The 18,814-nt window shown below is 44.2% G+C and carries 23 protein-coding genes; 9 read left to right on the top strand and 14 right to left on the bottom strand.

The window, feature by feature from the left end:
• From BIZ39_RS04850 to BIZ39_RS04815, 8 genes are all read left to right on the top strand, one after another.
• Positions 1–520, top strand: a 520-nt coding sequence (locus BIZ39_RS04850; protein ID WP_187446481.1) for a tRNA-uridine aminocarboxypropyltransferase, incomplete at its 5' end; no start/stop codon positions are given.
• Between the two features lie 74 nt (positions 521–594).
• On the top strand, positions 595–1,092 hold the full coding sequence (gene tpx / locus BIZ39_RS04845; RefSeq protein ID WP_187446480.1) for a thiol peroxidase: 498 nt from the start codon (positions 595–597) through the stop codon (positions 1,090–1,092).
• A 122-nt stretch (positions 1,093–1,214) separates the two neighbouring features.
• Positions 1,215–2,045, top strand: coding sequence for a sulfurtransferase (locus tag BIZ39_RS04840; protein WP_187446479.1), 831 nt, complete (start codon positions 1,215–1,217; stop codon positions 2,043–2,045).
• Between the two features lie 82 nt (positions 2,046–2,127).
• Complete coding sequence (cobB, locus tag BIZ39_RS04835; protein WP_187446478.1) at positions 2,128–2,853, top strand: Sir2 family NAD+-dependent deacetylase; 726 nt, start codon at positions 2,128–2,130, stop codon at positions 2,851–2,853.
• A 12-nt stretch (positions 2,854–2,865) separates the two neighbouring features.
• On the top strand, positions 2,866–3,492 hold the full coding sequence (locus BIZ39_RS04830) for a LysE family translocator (RefSeq protein ID WP_014949603.1): 627 nt from the start codon (positions 2,866–2,868) through the stop codon (positions 3,490–3,492).
• Positions 3,493–3,574: 82 nt separating this feature from the next.
• On the top strand, positions 3,575–4,306 hold the full coding sequence (locus tag BIZ39_RS04825) for a stress protein (RefSeq protein WP_014949602.1): 732 nt from the start codon (positions 3,575–3,577) through the stop codon (positions 4,304–4,306).
• Positions 4,299–5,090 (top strand): glucosaminidase domain-containing protein, encoded by a 792-nt coding sequence (locus tag BIZ39_RS04820; protein WP_014949601.1) that lies wholly within the window; start codon positions 4,299–4,301, stop codon positions 5,088–5,090. Before BIZ39_RS04825 ends, BIZ39_RS04820 begins: the two co-directional genes overlap by 8 nt.
• A complete protein-coding gene (locus BIZ39_RS04815; protein WP_014976627.1) occupies positions 5,087–5,734 on the top strand; it encodes a DUF2987 domain-containing protein in 648 nt (215 codons plus the stop codon). Before BIZ39_RS04820 ends, BIZ39_RS04815 begins: the two co-directional genes overlap by 4 nt.
• A gap of 14 nt (positions 5,735–5,748) precedes the next feature.
• Here BIZ39_RS04815 and BIZ39_RS04810 read toward each other — a convergent pair whose 3' ends face one another.
• From BIZ39_RS04810 to ccoN, 12 genes are all read right to left on the bottom strand, one after another.
• Complete coding sequence (locus BIZ39_RS04810; protein WP_014979378.1) at positions 5,749–6,771, bottom strand: patatin-like phospholipase family protein; 1,023 nt, start codon at positions 6,769–6,771, stop codon at positions 5,749–5,751.
• A complete protein-coding gene (gene ttcA / locus BIZ39_RS04805) occupies positions 6,772–7,725 on the bottom strand; it encodes a tRNA 2-thiocytidine(32) synthetase TtcA (protein WP_014949598.1) in 954 nt (317 codons plus the stop codon). It lies immediately after the preceding gene.
• A gap of 148 nt (positions 7,726–7,873) precedes the next feature.
• Complete coding sequence (uspE, locus tag BIZ39_RS04800; protein WP_014976624.1) at positions 7,874–8,797, bottom strand: universal stress protein UspE; 924 nt, start codon at positions 8,795–8,797, stop codon at positions 7,874–7,876.
• A 244-nt stretch (positions 8,798–9,041) separates the two neighbouring features.
• Positions 9,042–9,779 (bottom strand): fumarate/nitrate reduction transcriptional regulator Fnr, encoded by a 738-nt coding sequence (fnr, locus tag BIZ39_RS04795; protein ID WP_014949596.1) that lies wholly within the window; start codon positions 9,777–9,779, stop codon positions 9,042–9,044.
• Positions 9,780–9,824: 45 nt separating this feature from the next.
• Positions 9,825–10,484 carry a sulfite exporter TauE/SafE family protein gene (locus BIZ39_RS04790; protein ID WP_187446477.1) on the bottom strand — a complete coding sequence of 220 codons (660 nt, stop codon included), beginning with the start codon at positions 10,482–10,484 and terminating at the stop codon, positions 9,825–9,827.
• Positions 10,471–10,701 (bottom strand): cbb3-type cytochrome oxidase assembly protein CcoS, encoded by a 231-nt coding sequence (gene ccoS / locus BIZ39_RS04785; protein WP_076011795.1) that lies wholly within the window; start codon positions 10,699–10,701, stop codon positions 10,471–10,473. Before ccoS ends, BIZ39_RS04790 begins: the two co-directional genes overlap by 14 nt.
• A 1-nt stretch (position 10,702) precedes the next feature.
• Positions 10,703–13,117, bottom strand: a complete 2,415-nt coding sequence (locus tag BIZ39_RS04780) for a heavy metal translocating P-type ATPase (RefSeq protein WP_187446476.1) — start codon at positions 13,115–13,117, stop codon at positions 10,703–10,705.
• A complete protein-coding gene (locus tag BIZ39_RS04775; protein ID WP_049588215.1) occupies positions 13,117–13,596 on the bottom strand; it encodes a FixH family protein in 480 nt (159 codons plus the stop codon). Before BIZ39_RS04775 ends, BIZ39_RS04780 begins: the two co-directional genes overlap by 1 nt.
• 224 nt (positions 13,597–13,820) lie before the next feature.
• Positions 13,821–14,774 (bottom strand): cytochrome-c oxidase, cbb3-type subunit III, encoded by a 954-nt coding sequence (gene ccoP / locus BIZ39_RS04770; protein ID WP_039220102.1) that lies wholly within the window; start codon positions 14,772–14,774, stop codon positions 13,821–13,823.
• 16 nt (positions 14,775–14,790) lie between these two features.
• Positions 14,791–14,952, bottom strand: coding sequence for a cbb3-type cytochrome oxidase subunit 3 (locus BIZ39_RS04765; protein WP_014949591.1), 162 nt, complete (start codon positions 14,950–14,952; stop codon positions 14,791–14,793).
• Position 14,953: 1 nt separating this feature from the next.
• Entirely contained in the window at positions 14,954–15,559 is a 606-nt protein-coding gene (ccoO, locus tag BIZ39_RS04760; RefSeq protein WP_014979357.1) for a cytochrome-c oxidase, cbb3-type subunit II, read from the bottom strand.
• A 15-nt stretch (positions 15,560–15,574) separates the two neighbouring features.
• A complete protein-coding gene (ccoN, locus tag BIZ39_RS04755; protein ID WP_049588214.1) occupies positions 15,575–17,008 on the bottom strand; it encodes a cytochrome-c oxidase, cbb3-type subunit I in 1,434 nt (477 codons plus the stop codon).
• 229 nt (positions 17,009–17,237) lie between these two features.
• Between ccoN and BIZ39_RS04750 the strand changes: the two genes are divergently transcribed.
• Positions 17,238–17,717, top strand: a complete 480-nt coding sequence (locus BIZ39_RS04750) for a hypothetical protein (RefSeq protein WP_069944380.1) — start codon at positions 17,238–17,240, stop codon at positions 17,715–17,717.
• A 124-nt stretch (positions 17,718–17,841) separates the two neighbouring features.
• Here BIZ39_RS04750 and bfr (BIZ39_RS04745) read toward each other — a convergent pair whose 3' ends face one another.
• Positions 17,842–18,309, bottom strand: a complete 468-nt coding sequence (gene bfr / locus BIZ39_RS04745; protein ID WP_014949587.1) for a bacterioferritin — start codon at positions 18,307–18,309, stop codon at positions 17,842–17,844.
• Positions 18,309–18,785 carry a bacterioferritin gene (bfr, locus tag BIZ39_RS04740; protein ID WP_014949586.1) on the bottom strand — a complete coding sequence of 159 codons (477 nt, stop codon included), beginning with the start codon at positions 18,783–18,785 and terminating at the stop codon, positions 18,309–18,311. Before bfr (BIZ39_RS04740) ends, bfr (BIZ39_RS04745) begins: the two co-directional genes overlap by 1 nt.
• Between the last annotated feature and the right edge of the window lie 29 nt (positions 18,786–18,814).

Genomic DNA, 18,814 nt, shown 5'->3' with positions numbered 1-18,814 from the left:
TTATAAGCCTACTAATACCGGTCGTTTAATTGCGGATGTGGTTAAAGATAACCACGCATTTTTATGGAAGCGCACCGAGCCAGAAGAGGCGCTATTGGCGTTACTTCGTAACGAAAAATATTTTCCTATCGTGGTATTTCCACACGAATATGCTGCAGCTGAGCGTTGTATTGATACGCCACCATTGAATACTGGCAAAACGTTACTATTTATTTTCTTGGATGGAACGTGGCGTGAAGCAAAAAAAATGTTCGTGAAGAGCCCTTACTTGCATGATTTTCCTGTGTTGGGCATGAGTATGAACGTAGCGTCAGATTATTTACTACGCGAATCTACCCATGATTTCCAACACTGTACTGCTGAAGTTGGTATTAGCGTTTTAGACCTAGCAGAACAGAAGCAAGGGGCGCAAACCTTAGCGCATTATTTCAGTGTGTTTAGACGGGAATATTTAAAAGGTAAGCCGCATTTGCAGCATAAGCTTGCGTTTGCAGAGTCGCAAGTTAAAAGTAACATTTAAAAAGCGTCACTTTTATTTGCGAAAGTATTGTTTTACATCCACTATTTCATATTAACAAAACACGGAGAAAGCGAATGGCATCAGTTACTTTTCAAGGCAATACAGTTACGACAAAGGGTCAGCTTCCTGAAGTAGGCACATCTGCACCAGACTTTATATTAGTGAAAGCAGATTTGGGTGAAGTAACACTGTCTGAGCTTGCAGGAAAAAATGTGGTATTAAACATTTTCCCTTCTATCGACACGGGAACATGTGCAATGTCTGTCCGTAAATTCAATGAAGAAGCGGCAAAATTGGATAACACTACAGTTATCTGTGTATCGGCAGACCTTCCGTTTGCAGCGGGTCGTTTCTGTGGTGCTGAAGGTATTGAAAATGTACTTACAGGCTCGACTTTCCGCTCAAGCTTTGGTGATGACTATGGTGTTACCTTTGAATCAGCGCCGCTTACTGGGCTGCTGTCTCGTTCAGTAGTGGTTATCGATGCCGAAGGCAAAGTGGTTTACACAGAGCAAGTTGCAGAAACAACAGAAGAGCCGAACTACGACGCGGCTATCGCAGCTCTTAGCTAAGTAGATCCGCAACATAGGTTAGTTGGTTAGCTAACTATGTAATGTGTTTGAATACGTACCGATTTGTTTTATCGGGGTATTACAGGGCACTCACTGATGTGGGTGCCTTTTAGGAGAATGTAATGGCATCGGTATTGCTCTCAGTTGGTGAATTAGCCAATGTAATGCAACAAAAGCCGGTAACGCTTGTACGAGCGTTAATGGACGACCCCGTTTCAAAAACACCAGATACGCGCACGGCAATGGTTTTACCTGCGTCAGTCGACTTTGACTTAGATAGTGAAGGTAGCGATCACACTACAGGTCTCCCTCACAGTATGCCTTCTGCAAATGACCTTGCAATTTATCTTGGTAATCAGGGTATAACAGCGAATACACCTATTACGGTATACGATACCCGTGGAATATATTCTGCGCCAAGAGTGTGGTGGATGTTAAAAGCGTTGGGCCACCAAGATGTTTATATATTAAATGGCGGACAGCCTGCATGGGAAAAAGCAGCGCTGCCGGTTTCAGAACAACAACAATACGGAAAATTAACCTATCAAGCTACACCTAGGCCTGGTTGGTTCGCAAATTCCGGTGCAGTTCTTCAGGCAATAAATACTGAAGCACAACTTGTTGATGCGCGCAGCGCGCCGCGATTCAAAGGAGAAGTGTCAGAGCCTCGTGAAGGAGTACGTTCAGGTCATATGCCTGGAGCGTTTAATATTCCTTTTGACACCTTACTCAAAAGCGGGCATTTTTTGCCAATTGATCATCTTAAGGCTATATTTGACCGCGCTAATATCGATTTACGCAAACCCATTATTTGTACGTGTGGTTCTGGCGTTACCGCCTGTATAATTGGAGTGGCGGCATTATTGTGCGGCGCTACTCAGGTTTCAGTCTACGATGGCTCTTGGTCAGAGTGGGGCGCTGATACTCAATATCCTGTGGTCAAAGATATGTAAAGAGTCGCGGCTTTTAACTAAGTAAATATACAACATGCTAATCGTATAATTAGCGCTATAACTACAGAGTAAGAACAACCTGATGCCATCTGATCAATCTCTACCCAATATTGTTATTCTTACCGGTGCGGGTATTTCCGCTGAATCTGGATTAAAGACATTTCGGGATAATGACGGCCTTTGGGAAAATCATCGCGTAGAAGAGGTGGCCACCCCAGAGGCTTTTGAACAAAACCCTAGCTTAGTTTATCGCTTTTACAACGCTCGACGTGCGCAGTTACAGCAAGACGACGTGAATCCTAATGCAGCGCATGAGGCGCTGGCCAAACTTGAGAAAGCGTTCGGTAGCAACCTGATGTTGGTTACTCAAAATGTGGATGACTTGCATGAGCGCGGTGGAAGCCAGTCTGTTTACCATATGCATGGCAAGCTGCTATCTGCGCGCTGCGCTATAAGCCAGCAGACTTTTGACTGGAGTGATAGTTTTGATCACACCACTAAATGCCCGTGTTGCAACAGAGTAACCTTACGACCGGATATCGTGTGGTTTGGTGAAATGCCCATGTACATGGAAGAGATTTACGATGCGCTTTCAAAGGCTGATGTGTTTATTGCCATTGGCACATCAGGTAATGTCTATCCTGCCGCGGGTTTTGTTCAGATCGCTAAAGAAAGTGGCGCACACACCATAGAGGCAAATTTGGCGCCGGGCGTAACTAATGCATTGTTCGATGAATCGCTAACAGGCCCTGCTTCTCACATCGTCCCACAATGGGTTGATCAATTAATGTCAAAGTACGCGCTGTAGGAGGCGCATAACATGCAGTATATGAATGAGTTTCTTACCATTGCGTTGGTACACCTTGTGGCTGTTGCTAGCCCAGGGCCAGATTTCGCGGTGGTTGTTCGAAACAGCGTGGCCTATGGCAGACGTATCGCCATGTACACCAGTATAGGGATTGGCTTAGCTATATTACTGCATGTGGCTTACTCGTTAGTGGGGCTTAGTGTGGTTATTGCTACTACTCCATGGTTATTCACCACATTTAGCTATGCCGCCGCAGCTTATTTATTGTACCTTGCGTTTGGTGCGCTTAGAAGCGGGCCTGTAAAGCAGGACCAGGCAGTTAACGCTGAAAAGAAAACATCCCACATATCTGCAAAGCGCGCAGTTTGGATGGGCTTTCTCACAAATGGACTAAACCCAAAAGCAACGCTATTTTTCCTCTCATTGTTTACTGCAATTATTAGTATTGATACTCCATTTACAGTGAAACTTGGCTACGGTATCTATTTAGCTATAGCTACTGGACTGTGGTTCTGTTTTCTTTCATACCTTTTGAGCACCAGTAAAGTAGCTGAGCTTATTGGTAAAAAAGGGTATTGGTTAGACCGTGCGATGGGGGTGCTACTCGTCGGTTTAGCTGCGAAATTAGTACTAGGTTAACGTTTGTTTACCTTACAAACAGGCATTTGTTTTTGTGAATTGGTATAATCGCGCCGATTTTTCATAAAGATAAGAGAGTTGTGTGAAAGACGTAAACCAAGACCGCCTGAACAATACGTTGTCTAAACAGTATCAATTTGATACCAAAGGTCTATTGCGCCGCGCTGCCGGTTTAACAAAGGCAAACTTTTCATCATTGCTGCAGGGAAGTGTTGTTCTATTTTTGACGTTTGTCGTGTTAGGTGTATTTGCTCAGCAGTACATCACAATAAATGATGATGGGACCTATGTATTCGAGCATCAGTCTATCATAGAAATTGTTGCAATCTGCATCGTTGCCCCGCTGTTGACGGGGTTGTATATGATGGGCGTTTTTGTTGCCCGCGGCACTAAAACTTCAGTATTTACCGTATTCCAGTTTTTCCCCTTGATATTTTTGCTGGCGCTAACTCAGCTAGTGAACAGTATTCTTGTTCAACTAGGTATGATGTTGCTTATTATACCCGGCGTTTATTTTTATTTAGCCTCGTCCTTTTCACTTATGTTGGTTGCTGACAGAAAGTTAACGCCAATTAGCGCGATCATCCTGTCGTGTCGTGTATTTAATGCATACTGGGCTCAAATCGCCAGCATATTTGGTGTGTTCTTTTTACTGTTTGTGTCGGTGCCATTAACGCTGGGCTTTTCACTTATTTGGGTATTACCTTTTTATTTTAGTATGATGGGCTTGCTCTATCAGGAACTGATTGGCGAGCAGGGAGTAAGCACGGAAGCATCTGAAAACGATGTGAATGAGTCTAGCTTCGATGCATAAGCGTGAAACCTTTAAAATTGTCCTCATTACGTTAGGCGTATTGGCGGTAATCGTCATTAACGCCATAATTTTTACTGAGGACGAACCGGATATTTTAGATATACCGCAAACGGTTGAAGCTAAAAAGCCGGTGCCTAACTTCTCTGCCTATACAGATGTAAAAGAGAAGAAAGAGGCATTTTTTAACTATTTACGTCCCGAAATAGAGAAGCAGAATGCGTATCTACTCACGCTAAGACATTACGTACAAACCTTATATAGAAAGGCGTTAGCTAACGAGACGCTCTCTGAAGAAGATATGGCAAGGCTTGAATGGTTAGAAGAGGAATATCGAGTTAAGCCAACGCAGCCGCTAAAATCAAAATTGCTAGCTTTGCTACAAAAGATTGATGTTCTACCAGCCGAACTCGTGCTCGTGCAAGCCGCGAATGAGTCAGCTTGGGGCACCAGCCGGTTCGCAAGAAAGGGCTATAACTTCTTTGGCTTATGGTGTTTCTCTAAGGGGTGTGGCTTTGTTCCTAACCGTCGAAACGATGGGGCATCTCATGAAGTTGCCAAATTCGACAGTTTGTCGCGTGCAACGTACACCTACATGCGAAATTTAAACCGCCACGACGCGTATGCGGATTTAAGAGAGATCCGCAGCCGACTGCGTGCAAACCAAATTCCTATAACTGGTGTTGCGTTAGCTGAAGGGCTAATGAATTACTCTGAGCGAGGAGCCGCTTATGTTGAAGAGCTTCAAACTATGATCCTATTTAACGAGGAGTTTTTATCCGAATGATACGCGCTGCTTTATTTTTTGCTTCATCTCTGTTTATTGGTGTAGGCAGTTCTTCCGTTGCTGCTGAAACGATAGATGTTGAGTACAGCCGTTTCTATAGCCATGTCAAAAAGCTGGATAATGAAGATACCCAAGCACTTCAGTTTGCATTCGGGTTTGTTCGTGTTGGCGAAGGGCGTTTATGTGAAGTTAACGGAGCGTCTATCGTAACCGATAAGAAAACAATGCCCTTAGAAGTGAGTGGTGAAGGGCGATTCACGGTGCCTACTGAAAAGGCCCTGAAACTTGCCAACGCACTGGTTCGCATCGATTTAAACGAACGCGCGAACGTGTGTGATATGTCGGTACAACTTGAAACCAAACCAGAATATCTTAAGCAGTATTACACAAAAGACGACCTTACTTTTTTGTATGGTCAGTACGAAGCTTTCTTTAATGAAATGGGAAGCTTTTTGTCTTTCATGATGCCTTCGGTAAAGGGCTTGATGATTCAGTTTGATGACAAGAATTTAGATTTCATTACACCACAAGGTGTGCAAATCAATAACGGCGTATTGCATCTAGAACAAGATTGGATCAACGACGCAAAAGGCTTAACACTGCCTCATGCGCCGCTACGTGTTACCGCTATGGCTTCAAGCTAAATGCATATTTGGGATTAGGTAAGAAGCTGATACCTTATTTGCTCTGCTAAACGCGCGATGGTCTCTTCGCCCTTTGCGCATAGCTCTTCGGCTCTGTGGAATTCCATAATACCCACATCGGTAAGCTGAGGCTCAATAAGAATGTCAGGCGGATCGCCAGCCAAACGTGAGCGTGTGACGCGAGCTTGAAGTATCTCAAGTGAACTGCTCATCACGCTCATAATTCCCGGCGGGTTTCGCTTGTTCACTTTAGCGGGGACTTCGGTCAACTCTTCTTCCACTTTTTCAATCACATCAGAAGCAATGCCTTCTTCAGTCTTTACGTTGCCAGCCGAGACGCTGTCTTTTTCATCTTTTTTCTCTAGGGCTTTTTCTTCTTTGTTGTCAGGAGAAAACCATTGGCGTAGTACGTTTTGACTCTTTGTAAAAAAGTCCTCGGTTTTGCGCTGGTTTTCTTCATGATCTTGTCTCAACTTTTCAAGACGAAGTGGTCGAAAATCGGCGTTAAGGTTAACCGCGATTACAAAATCGGCCCCTAATTGGCGACATAAGTTCACCGGTACAGGGTTTACAACGGCACCGTCTACCAACCAACGATCACCATGTGCTACGGGCGCAAAAAGTGCGGGAATAGCGCAGGATGCTTGAATGGTGTCTCCGATAGGACCAGAGTTAAACACTACTTCACGGCCGGTATAAAGGTCGGTAGCCACAGCCGCAAACGGCTTAAGCATGTCTTCATAAGTCGATTCACAAAACTCGCTTGCTAGCTTGTCGAAAACCTTCTGTCCGCTGGCAATGCCGCCGCGTCTAAGTCCTACACCCATAAGAGCAAGTACCTGCCAGTCGCTAAGGGAACAGGCCCACTCTTTCAATCCTTCCAGCTTGCCACTTGCGTAGGCAGCACCAACATAGGCACCAATAGAGCATCCCGCTACAACGTCAATTTTTACGCCGAGTTTTTCTAATGCTTCAATTATGCCAATGTGAGTCCAGCCCCTTGCGGCACCGGCACCTAGCGCAAGTCCAATTTTCATTTACTTAGGTTCCATAATGTTTATTACTTCAATAGTATTATCTTCATCACTGAAGTCCGTACTATTTTCTGTAGTGAAAGAAGGTTCATCGAACCCGATATCACCGTCTTCTACCGGGCCTTCTTGTGTAGCTATAGCTTTAAAATCATAAAGGTTGCTGTCGATTAAGTGTGAAGGCGCTACGTTTTGAAGCGCACGGAACATCGACTCTATACGACCTGGGAAGCGACGGTTCCAGTCTTGTAGCATAGCCTTTATGTTTTGGCGCTGTAGGTTTTCTTGTGAGCCACAAAGGTTACAAGGAATAATCGGAAATTCAGCGGCCTGAGAATATTTCTCGATGTCTTTTTCTGTGCAGTACGCCAATGGACGAATAACGATGTGTTCACCGTTATCGCTGACTAGCTTTGGCGGCATAGACTTAAGCTTGCCACCATGAAACATATTGAGGAAAAACGTTTCTAGCATGTCGTCGCGGTGATGACCTAATGCAATTTTAGTCGCACCTAACTCTTTTGCCGTGCGGTACAAAATACCACGGCGCAAGCGAGAACAGAGAGAGCATGTTGTCTTTCCCTCTGGAATTTTGTCTTTAACAATAGAGTAGGTGTCTTCTTCTACAATTTTGTAGTCAACGCCAATGCTTTCTAGATATTCAGGCAAGATATGTTCGGGGAAACCAGGCTGCTTTTGGTCAAGATTAACCGCAACGATATCAAAATGAATAGGCGCAATCTTCTTTAAAAACAATAAAATATCTAGCATGGTGTAGCTGTCTTTACCGCCAGATAAACACACCATTACTTTGTCGTTGTTTTCAATCATACCGAAATCGCCAATGGCTTTACCCACATTGCGGCGAAGTCGTTTCTGAAGTTTGTTGAAGTTGTACTTTTGCTTACTTTGCGCAGCATTTAATGGCGACGCGTCAGCACTGTTTGTGCCTAAACTCATAATTAACTAGCTTGGTTTGTGATAAAGCCACCATTATACATTAAAGCGGCTTTTCGAGACCATGCTTGTGAAGTTAAATTTGTTGGTGACATACCGTGTTGGCCGCTAAGTAACGGAAAACACGGGCTATGCGGTACTGATGAAAAGATTACACCGACAACGGCGACACAAATCCATCTGGCTTAATAGCAAGCACATCGCAATTGAGTTCGTCGATCACGTGTTCTGCAGTGTTACCAATTAGGGCCGCTGAAATGCCCACACGGCCAACGGTACCAATAACAACCAGCTCTGCATCCAGTGTTTTTGCCACTAGCGGGATGACCTTTTCCGGAAGGCCTTCTCTTACTACGCATTTGTTCTCAGGAATACCGTACTTTAACGCGTGACTACGCATTTCTTTTAAATGATGATTTTTTACCGCGTCGTGATAGGTATCGGGGTCGAACTCAGGCACTTCTATGGCGATATTAAGTGGTGTAGAAGGGTAACTGTTGACCAAATTTACGCTCCCTTTCAATAAAGAGGCGTAGTCGTTAGCAATGAGGGTGAGCTTATCGTTAAGTGCGGCGTGCTCATCGTCTTCACTGCCTACGTTTACTGCAGCAATAATCTCTCCTCCTTCTGGCCAGTCGTGCTCTTTAACGAGCAATACTGGCCGAGGGCATTTACGCATTAAATGCCAGTCGGTGGGGGTGAAAATAACAGAAGCAAGATCGTCGTGCTTTTTGGTTGCCTTTACCACTAAATCTATCTGATTGTTTAGGGTGTAGTAAATAATCGACTCATACGCACGATTATTCCATTCTACAACGATATCAGTTTCAGTGAATCCTTGTTCTCTTAAGTGGGTGGCAAGCCATTTTGCATGCTCCTTTGTAACTGCATCGCGCATTGACTCGCGCTCATCCGGGCTAAGCATGGTCGTCATATCATAAGATAAGTCGTATACCACCATCATTGCGGTAACTGAAGCGCCTGTTTTTGAAGCGAGTTCATAAGCACGGCTCAGTGCAGGTTGGTTATCGCGCTCGGCATCTACCACGGCCAGAATTCGTTTACACTCAATCATAACGTCCCCCTAACTACGAAACTTAGTAGCGGCTGTCGAAATCGAAGCTTTCTAATACTAACTATAAACGACATTGGGAAAAACGTAAGTTGTTTTAGATCAAGAATTTTACGAGGCGACCATGAGTGAACGTACCTAATTGAATATGGAGCAACCGGCGTGGCGCTGAAAGGGTAGATAGGTGGCTAACACAGGTTACAAAAAAGCGCGCTTAGTGCGCGCCTTATTTAACACTTAAAAAGGACTAACCGCAGACAACGCTAGGGCCGTTAAGCGCCGCTAGTTTGGTGTTTAGCCTATCGAAATCCAAAATAGTAATAAGCTTGCCGTCTACCTTTATGATGTTGTCTTTTTGAAAACGGCTTAACAGACGGCTAATCGTTTCAATCGTTAATCCTAAATAGTTTCCAATTTCGTTGCGCGTCATGGTTAAGTGGAATTCTCTATGGGAAAAGCCACGCTCTTCAAAGCGTTGCGACAGGTGTGAAATGAAGTACAGCAAGCGCTCTTCGGCGGTGCGTTTGTTTAAAAGCATGATCATATCGTGATCTTGTTTTATTTCTGCACTCATAAAGCTCATGATTTGATGGCGAAGCTTTGGAAATTGTACCGACATTTCATCAAGAGTTTCGTAGGGAAGCTCACACACCATGGCTGTTTCTAACGCAGACGTGTAGCTTTGGTGTTTGTTCTCTCTTAATGCATCAAAGCCGATAATGTCACCAGGAAAGTGGAAGCCGGTAATCTGTTCTTCACCTTCGGTATTAGTCACAAAGGATTTAAATGAACCTGTTCTCACTGCAAATAGCGAACGAAATTTATCGCCGGTTTGAATTAGCGTATCGCCCTTATGAAGCGGCTTTTTACGTTCAATAATATCGTCAAGAGATTCAATTTCTGTTTTGTTCAGCGCCACTGGTAAACACAGGTGGCTGAAACTACAGTTTTGACAGTGAATAGAAAATTGGCTTCCTTTGCTCATAATGCATGCTCTTTTAAAGAATACCCCACCATAATACACCGATTTTTAAATGATTGCCCCACAAATAAGATAAGCTGCATATATGGCCATTATTACGGCAATAACTTGTCTAAAATAGGTGTTCTGAAAACTTCGAATAAGATACTGACTACCAGCACTAGCGGCGAGTAAGGTGGGCAGAGTACCTAAACCAAAGAAAAACATAAGAGCTGCGCCTTCAACTGCAGTTCCCGCCGCTAACGACCATGTTAGTGTTGAATACACTAAGCCACAAGGCAGCCAGCCCCAAATGAATCCGTAAGGTATTGCGCTAAAAGGGGTTTTAAACGGCAAAAAACGTTTTGATAAAGGTTGTAGTTTGGAAAATAGGCCTTTACCTGCATTTTCCAGCACCGTTAATCCTGTCCACCATTTGCCCAAATAACAGGCCAGTAGAAATAACATAATGCCGCTAAGTAAAGACAGCGCATAGTTGGCAAGCGGTATGTAGTCTGCGGCGATTTTACCAAGAGCCCCGGTTAAGGCGCCAGCCAGCGTATAGCTAGTTATGCGACCTATATTGTAGGCAAGGGTATAGGGCACAGCTGAAGCGCCTTTTGGAGATACCATTCTAAGCGCTGCAACTATTCCACCACACATGCCCACACAGTGAACACCGCCAGCTAAGCCTATAAGAAATGCAGAGAAGTAATTAATCTCTGCCATGAGGCGCTTGGCTTTTATCTATTTTACTTTCTTGAAGTTGCTTGCGTTGTTCAGCAAGCTTTTTCTCTTCAGGAGGAAGGTCATCGTCAAACAGTATGCTATACCCTTGGCGATCTAAATCTTCAAACTGATTAGTTTTCACCGCCCAAAAGAATATCACGATAGCGACAGCGACTATGATAATGGCGATTGGAATTAATACGTAAATAATACTCATGCTATTTGCTCAAAAGTCGCGTTGAGTTTGTGACTACAATAATACTGCTTAACGACATACCAACAACAGCCATCCACGGTGAAAGTAGGCCAGACACGGCGAAAGGCAGAATCAAAACGTTGTAACCTACCGACCATCCTATATTTTGTCTAATTTTTTGCTTCACTTGGTGTGCGGTTTTAATCAGTGCAGGTACAGAAAGTAGCTGATCGCCAAGTAATATGACATCAGCAGCAGTTTTAGCAACGTCTGTAGCATTGCCTACTGCGATAGCCACATCTGCACTGGCGAGCACAGGCGCATCATTAATGCCATCACCCATCATCATTACTTTTGCCCCCGATTGCTGCATAGCCTGTACAGCATCGTACTTCTGCTCTGGTGTGAGCCCACCTTTAGCTGTTGATATTGGCAAGGAAGCGGTAAGAGCGTCCACGTTTTGTTGTGTATCGCCACTTAATACTGCAAGGGTGTGACTTTTTGCCAGAATATTCAAGGTTTCTTGGGTATCCTCTCGCAACGTGTCGCTTACCTCAAACGCCGCCATAATACGGCCCTTCACGGTGAGAAAGACATTAGCTGACGGATAATCCTTAAGAAGCTTTTGTTGTGATTCGTGGACACAAAATTGGGCAGAGCCCATTGAAAACAAGGTGTCGTTAATTTCACCGCTAATGCCGCCTCCTGGCGTCACGGTAAAATTAACCACATTGTGGACAGTTTGTCTGCTGGAGGCATTATTGTGGCTAAAGGCTTTTGCAATTGGGTGTTCAGAGCGCGACTCTAGAGCACGGGCAATTGAAAGTGCACTGTCACTGTCTACACCGTCAGCATACCAGGCATTTGAAAGGGTAAATTTGCCTTGTGTAAGCGTACCAGTTTTATCCAGTGCGATGGTGTCGATATCAGTGATTTGTTCGAGCGCATCGGCGCGTTTAAGCAAAATACCTTGCTTGTTTAACTTCGCCATAGCGCAGGTTAACGCTGATGGTGTAGCCAACCCTAATGCGCAAGGGCAGGTTGCTACCAATACTGATATGGTGATCCAAAACGCGTCGTCGCTCCCCTGATATGCCCAAAAGCCATAAGTTAAGGCAGAAATCAGTAAGACAGCTGTCACAAAATATCGAGAAAAGTTATCAGCTATTTGCGCCGCTTTAGGCTTATTCGCCATAGCACTTGCTTGCAGCCTTACAATTTGATTTACCAGCGCATTTTTAAGAGTTTGTGTCACTTTAATGGTCAGGCTGCCGTCTTGACATACAGTACCACCATATACGGTGCTATTGTTTGACTTGCGCACCGGGTTAAACTCACCGGTAAGCATCGATTCGTCAACCGCTGCGTTCCCTTCGGTCACCACTCCATCAATGGGGATCGTTTCACCAGGCTTAACCAGCACCACATCGTCAATTTTTAACTGCTTTGCCAGACACTCGGTTAGGCTGCCATCCGGCAGTAATTTGGTGGCTGAAACGGGTACATACTGCATCATATTGGCAGAGATCTGTGCGGCGCGATGGCGGCTGCGATGTTCTAAAAAGCGGCTGAGTAACAGCAGGAAAATGAACATACAAATAGATTCAAAATACACTTCGCCTTGCTCTAATACTGTAGAGCGAATTCCTGCAATGTAAGTACCGAATATGGCGAGCGTAACGGGCACATCCATATTAACCGTTCTTGCGCTTAGCGCTTTAGCGGCGCCCACATAAAAAGTGCTGCCTGAGTACAGTACTACAGGTGTAGTAAGTGTAAGGGCAACCCAATAAAAATATTGGCGGGTCTCTAACTCAATGGCGCCAAACCAATCAAAATAAAGCCCAGTCATCAGCATCATTACCTGCATGGTCATAATGCCTGCTAGGCCAAGCTTTTTAAGAAAGGTTTTTTGTTCGCGCTTATAGCTGGCTTCGTGTTCGTCGGGGTGAAATGGTGACCCAACATAACCAATGCGTTTTAGCGTAGATAGAATTTGACTAAGTTTGATTTGAAAAGGTGACCAGGTAACCAGTGCTCGGCGCTCTTGTACATTCACCGCGACTTGCTTTATTCCTTCTACTTTCGACAACTGCTTTTCGATAAGCCAGCCACACGCAGCGCACGTAATACCTTCAAGGGTCAATTGAATCTGTTTGTCCTGACCTTCTTCAAACACGAACTCTTCTTGAAGGGAAGGGTCGTCATATACTTTTAGCTTGTCTAATGTTTCTAAAATACCATCGTCAGATTTTTGCGCCGGTTCGGTTCTAAACTGGTAATAGTCCTCAAGGCCGTTGTTAACGATCGCTTCAGCTACCGCTAAGCAGCCAGGGCAACACATGTCTCGTTGTTGCCCTAAAATGACAGTAGTAAATTTCCCATTGTCTGGACTCGCTATAGGCAAGCCGCAATGGTAACAGTCGTGCCTTGCCATTATGGATTGAATTTCATTTTGCCAGTGTGGGGCAGATAGACCGTGTTTTGAATTTTCCAGCTATCATCAATCGGCGTCAGCGATATGCGCCATTTACCGTCAAGGTTTTCTTCAATAAAACCGCGATAAATACCGTTAGCGTCGCGACTCAATAAAACGCTAACATCGCGCTCTTCTAGCGTTACGTGATAGAAACTTAATTTAACCGCGTTACCTTCTTGTGGAATCCCCGAATGAAATTGCAGCGCTATGCTTCCATCTTCAATGGTTAAATCAGTGGTGATATTCTTGCGGCGGGCTATGGCCTCTTTGTCCAGACGGGCATTGATTGCTTTTCCTTCCTTGTAGTAGTCGTCTACCACCAGGCTATCTTCGGTGCTAATAGCAAGGTTTAACAACACGCCACCCATGATGAGTGTAATGATAGGTACGGCAATTAAAAACCAGGGCCAGAACTCTTTATACCAGGGTCTATTCATCGAAATCTTTCTCGTATTTACTTCACTAGCAACGTCGCTAACAACATATTTATTATTGCTATATCAGTTAATAACAATAAATATAGTGTTGGGGACGCGGGTCCAAGGCGCACAAAATGTGTTCGCAACGGCACTTTCTGTATTGCTGTCTATATCGCTGTATTTTCTCATAAAAAAAGCCCCGTAGTAACGAGGCTTTTTAAGATATTTAATGATTTAAATCATTAATCATTTGAAAGGCTGTAAACATACGCTGCAACAACGTGAATTTTGTCATCACCCAAGGTTTTCTTGAATGAAGGCATTACACCGTTACGACCGTAAGTAAGCGTTTCTGTTACCGCTCTGTGGCTGCCGCCGTATAGCCAGATATTGTCAGTAAGGTTTGGTGCACCAAGTGCTTGGTTACCTTTACCGTCCATACCGTGACAAGCCGCACACGCTGCGAAACGAGCTTTACCTGCTTCTGCAAGCTGAGGGTCCACATCGCGACCGCTTAAACTAAGTACGTAGTTAACCACTTCTTCGATACCGTCTTCACCCATAGCATCTAGCCATGCTGGCATAGCTGCTTTACGACCAAGCGTAAGAGTTTCAACGATTTTCGCACCTGAACCACCGTACAACCAGTCGTTGTCCGTTAGGTTAGGGAAGCCGCCATTTTGACCACGTGCATCAGAACCGTGACACTGAGAGCAATTTTGTAGGAACAAACGCTGACCTACTTTATTTGCTTCTGGGTCTTTAGCCAGTTCTTCAACAGGAACTTGTGCATACGCTTCGAAGATCGGATCGAACTTCTCGGCAGCGAAATCTAGTTCACGGTCATATTCTACTAGGTAGCCTTGCTCTTTAGCATCAATACGCGCCTGAGCTGACTCTTCTAGCGATTGAATATTTTGGTTAGAGCTCTTCCAACCCAAAATACCTTCAAACGCACCTAAGCCAGGATAAAGCGCTAGGTATAAAAAGCCCCAAACGATGGTCATGTAGAACATAATTGTCCACCAGCGAGGAAGTTGATTGTTCAACTCCTCAATACCATCGAATTTGTGGCCCATTGACTCACCTTCAGGTACGCCGGTCTTGTTAGCAAGGGTCCAGCGTAGAAGGAAGTAGCAACCAATGATTAACCCTAGAGTTATCACTGAAATCCAAATTGTCCAAAACATACTCATGAGTTCGAGACTCCTGCTAATCTTCTTTTGATTTTTCTTTTTCTTCGTCTGCAAACACTAGGTTTGCCGCTTCATCGAATTTTTTCTTGTTGCGGCTGCTAAATGCCCACCACACAACACCTATGAAGCTTACAAAGACGATGACAGTAAAAATGCTGCCTACAATTCCCTGGTCCATATTATTTCAAATGTGTGCCAAGAGATTGTAGATAAGCAATAAGGGCTTGCATTTCCGTTTTACCCTGTACTGCCGCTTTCGCGCCCGCGATATCTTCGTCGGTATACGGAACGCCAAATCCACGGAATACTTCCATTTTTTTAGCTGTTAACTCACCATCAAGCGTGTTTTCCGCAAGCCAAGGAAAGCCTGGCATGTTCGACTCTGGTACTACGTTGCGAGGATTAAGCAGGTGAACTCGGTGCCATTCGTCGCTGTAACGACCACCAACACGTGCTAGATCAGGACCAGTACGCTTAGAACCCCAAAGGAAGGGGTGCTCCCATACTGATTCGCCAGCAACGCTGTAGTGACCATAACGCTCTGTTTCAGCGCGGAATGGACGGATCATCTGGCTGTGACAACCTACGCAACCTTCACGGATGTAGATATCACGGCCTTCAAGCTCAAGCGCGGTATATGGACGTAAGCCTTTTACCGGTTCCATAGTTTGCTGTTGAAACATCAACGGCGTAATTTGAACCATGGCACCGAAGCTGATAGCGATAAGGATTAATACCGTTAACAGACCGACGTTCTTTTCAATTAACTCATGTGCGTTTTTCATTATTCGTCTCCTTTACTACGCCGGCTGAGTCGCTGGGTCTGCAGCGATACTGCCTTTAGGTGCACGAATGGTTTTCCATGTGTTGTATGCCATAACAAGCATACCTGCTACCACGAAACAACCACCAATGAAACGAACCACATAGAAAGGCTTAGACGCTTCTAATGACTCAACAAAGCTATAGGTTAACGTACCGTCAGCATTTACTGCACGCCACATTAGACCCTGTAGTACACCAGACATCCACATTGCTACGATGTATAGAACAACACCGATAGTTGCGAACCAGAAATGTACGTTAACTAGCTTGGTGCTATACATAGCGCGCTGACCGAATAGCACTGGGATTAAGTGGTAAATTGAACCAATTGAAACCATTGCAACCCAACCTAGAGCACCAGAGTGTACGTGACCAATTGTCCAGTCAGTGTAGTGAGATAGTGCATTAACGGTCTTAATTGCCATCATTGGGCCTTCGAAGGTAGACATACCGTAGAAAGACAATGAAACGATAAGGAAACGCAATACTGGGTCGGTGCGAAGTTTATGCCACGCGCCAGATAGCGTCATAATACCGTTAATCATACCACCCCAAGATGGAACGAATAGGATAATAGACATCACCATACCTAATGACTGAGTCCAGTCTGGTAGGGCAGTGTAGTGAAGGTGGTGAGGACCGGCCCAGATATACAGAGAGATAAGTGCCCAGAAGTGGACAATTGAAAGTCTGTATGAATAAACCGGGCGGCCAGCTTGCTTAGGTACGAAGTAGTACATCATACCAAGGAAGCCCGCAGTTAGGAAAAAGCCTACCGCGTTATGGCCGTACCACCACTGCATCATAGCGTCTACTGCGCCTGCATACAGTGAATACGATTTAGTGAAAGATACCGGAATAGCCATGCTGTTACCAATATGAAGAATTGCAACAGTTAACATGAACGCGCCTAAAAACCAGTTTGCAACATAAATGTGCGAAACTTTACGGATTACTAGGGTTCCGAAGAAGTTAATGATATAAGCGACCCAAACCAGTGCCAAAAGGATATCAATTGGCCATTCTAGTTCAGCGTATTCTTTTGTGCTGGTTAAACCCATAGGTAGGGTAATTACAGCCAAAACAATAACGGCTTGCCAACCCCAAAAGGTAAATGCGGCAAGTTTGTCACTGAACAGTCTTACCTGGCAGGTACGCTGAACGATGTAGTACGACGTTGCAAATAATGCACAGCCGCCGAAGGCAAAAATAACGGCGTTAGTGTGCAACGGACGCAAACGTGAGAATGTTAGCCATGGTGTGTCAAAGTTAAGCATAGGTGCAAATAACTGCGCGGCAATAAATACCCCTAGGCCCATACCAATGATACCCCAGACTATGGTCATGATGGTAAATTGCCTAACTACTTTATAATTGTAGTCAGGTTGTGCTTGGCTTATTTCACTCATTTTAATGAATCTTCCACTTCAAATGAACTATGGTCTCCAACTGCCGGAATAGTACGGTCGAGACGTGTATCAGCTAAGGAATAACGCTTCACACCGAGCTCGGAAAGAGTAATAATTATTGTCTCCAAGCCAGTTGGTACGCGGATGATAAGGTTTTTAATTACAAAAAGATACCATAAACTACCTAAGCTTGATCTCCGTCAATGAAGAAATACACAAAATTTAAGAAATGCTAAATAACGATAACAATAAACGATCAAAAATTTTACATTCCCAGCTTCCATTAGTGGCTATTATTGTTGTAGCCGTGTGTGTATACCTTGCACATAAATTCCAGTCATCGGTGTTAAAAGACACTAGCGTAGTTAATGGAATAGGAAACAGCTGCAACTTTGTCAATGAAACTTGCGAATTCTTAATTGATGACAGGTTAGCAATTGCCACTTTTTCAGCCATGCCTGAAGCCGAAGAGTCAGTAACGGTTAAGCTCTTAGTTCCTGAGGGAGAGGAAATAGAGAGCGCATGGATTGAAGGGGTAAACATGTATATGGGCAAAATTCCCGTGCTGTTAGATAACGACGGGGAAGGAAAATGGTCAGGTTGGTTTATGTTAGGCAGTTGTAGTGAGCCAGTGATGAAATGGCAGCTACGTCTAAATATTAAAGATAAAGAAAGCCCCAGCTATTTGTATTTTGTTACACAGCAGTAACTGTCTTAAAAGCAATAAGACTCTCCCTAAAGAAAGGGGAGTAAACAAGCAAAAAAAGGCCGCTCTCTATTTAAAGAGCGGCTTTTCATTAATTACCTGTAAATTGTAGCGTGAACGCTATTTCTTACATTTGAGACTGAAGGTAGTTTTGAATACCTAGTCGCTTAATAAGGCCAAGCTGCTGCTCTAGCCAGTGTGCGTGATCCATCTCTGTATCGTCTAATAGTACAATTAGCATGTCACGAGTTACGTAGTCTTTCTCGGTTTCACAAAGCGCAATGACTTCACGTAACTTTGCATCAACTTCATATTCAACACGTAAATCGCTTTCTAGCATCTCAGGTACATCTTTACCCACTTTGAAGCCTGTGCGCTTCGTCATGTCAGGCGTACCTTCTAAAAACAGCATGCGTTCAATTAACTTAGTTGCATGTCCACGCTCGTCATCAAATTCATGATCGATGCGTTCGTAAAGCTTATTCAACCCCCAATCAAGATACATCTGAGAGTGAATGAAATACTGATCCATGGCGGCCAACTCATAAGAGAGTAGTTCGTTTAAGCCATTGATGATTGCTTGGTTACCTTTCATTAGTCATCTCCCATTACTTGCGCTTGTAGGTAGTTTTCTATACCCATAGCATCAATTTGGTATTCTTGCGTTTCAATCCAGTCTAGGTGCTCTTCTTCGTATTCAAGAAGGTCTTCAAGCAAATCACGAGAAACATAATCCTGCTTTTCTTCACATAGCGCGATAGCTTCACGAAGTAGTGGAAGCTGTTCCTTTTGAAAACGCGCATCACATGACAGCATTTCAACGGTATCTTCACCGATATAAAGCTTGCCTAACGCTTGAAGATTAGGAAGGCCCTCAAGGAATAAGATGCGCTCGATAAGATCGTCCGCTTGCTTCATGTCCTTGATAGACTTTTTATAATTCTTTTCGTTAAGTTCAGAAAAACCCCAGTTTTTGAACATACGAGCGTGCAGAAAGTATTGATTTATCGAAGTAAGTTCACTTGTCAGTACTTCGTTCAATTTTGCAACAACTTGTTTATCACCTTGCATTGTGTAAACCCTATTAACGTATTTGCGTG

The sequence above is a fragment of the Alteromonas sp. BZK5 genome (assembly GCF_014349115.1).
GTDB lineage: Bacteria > Pseudomonadota > Gammaproteobacteria > Enterobacterales > Alteromonadaceae > Alteromonas > Alteromonas macleodii.
Note: the sequence above shows the minus strand (reverse complement) of the source record. Positions and strands in the feature narration are given on the sequence as shown.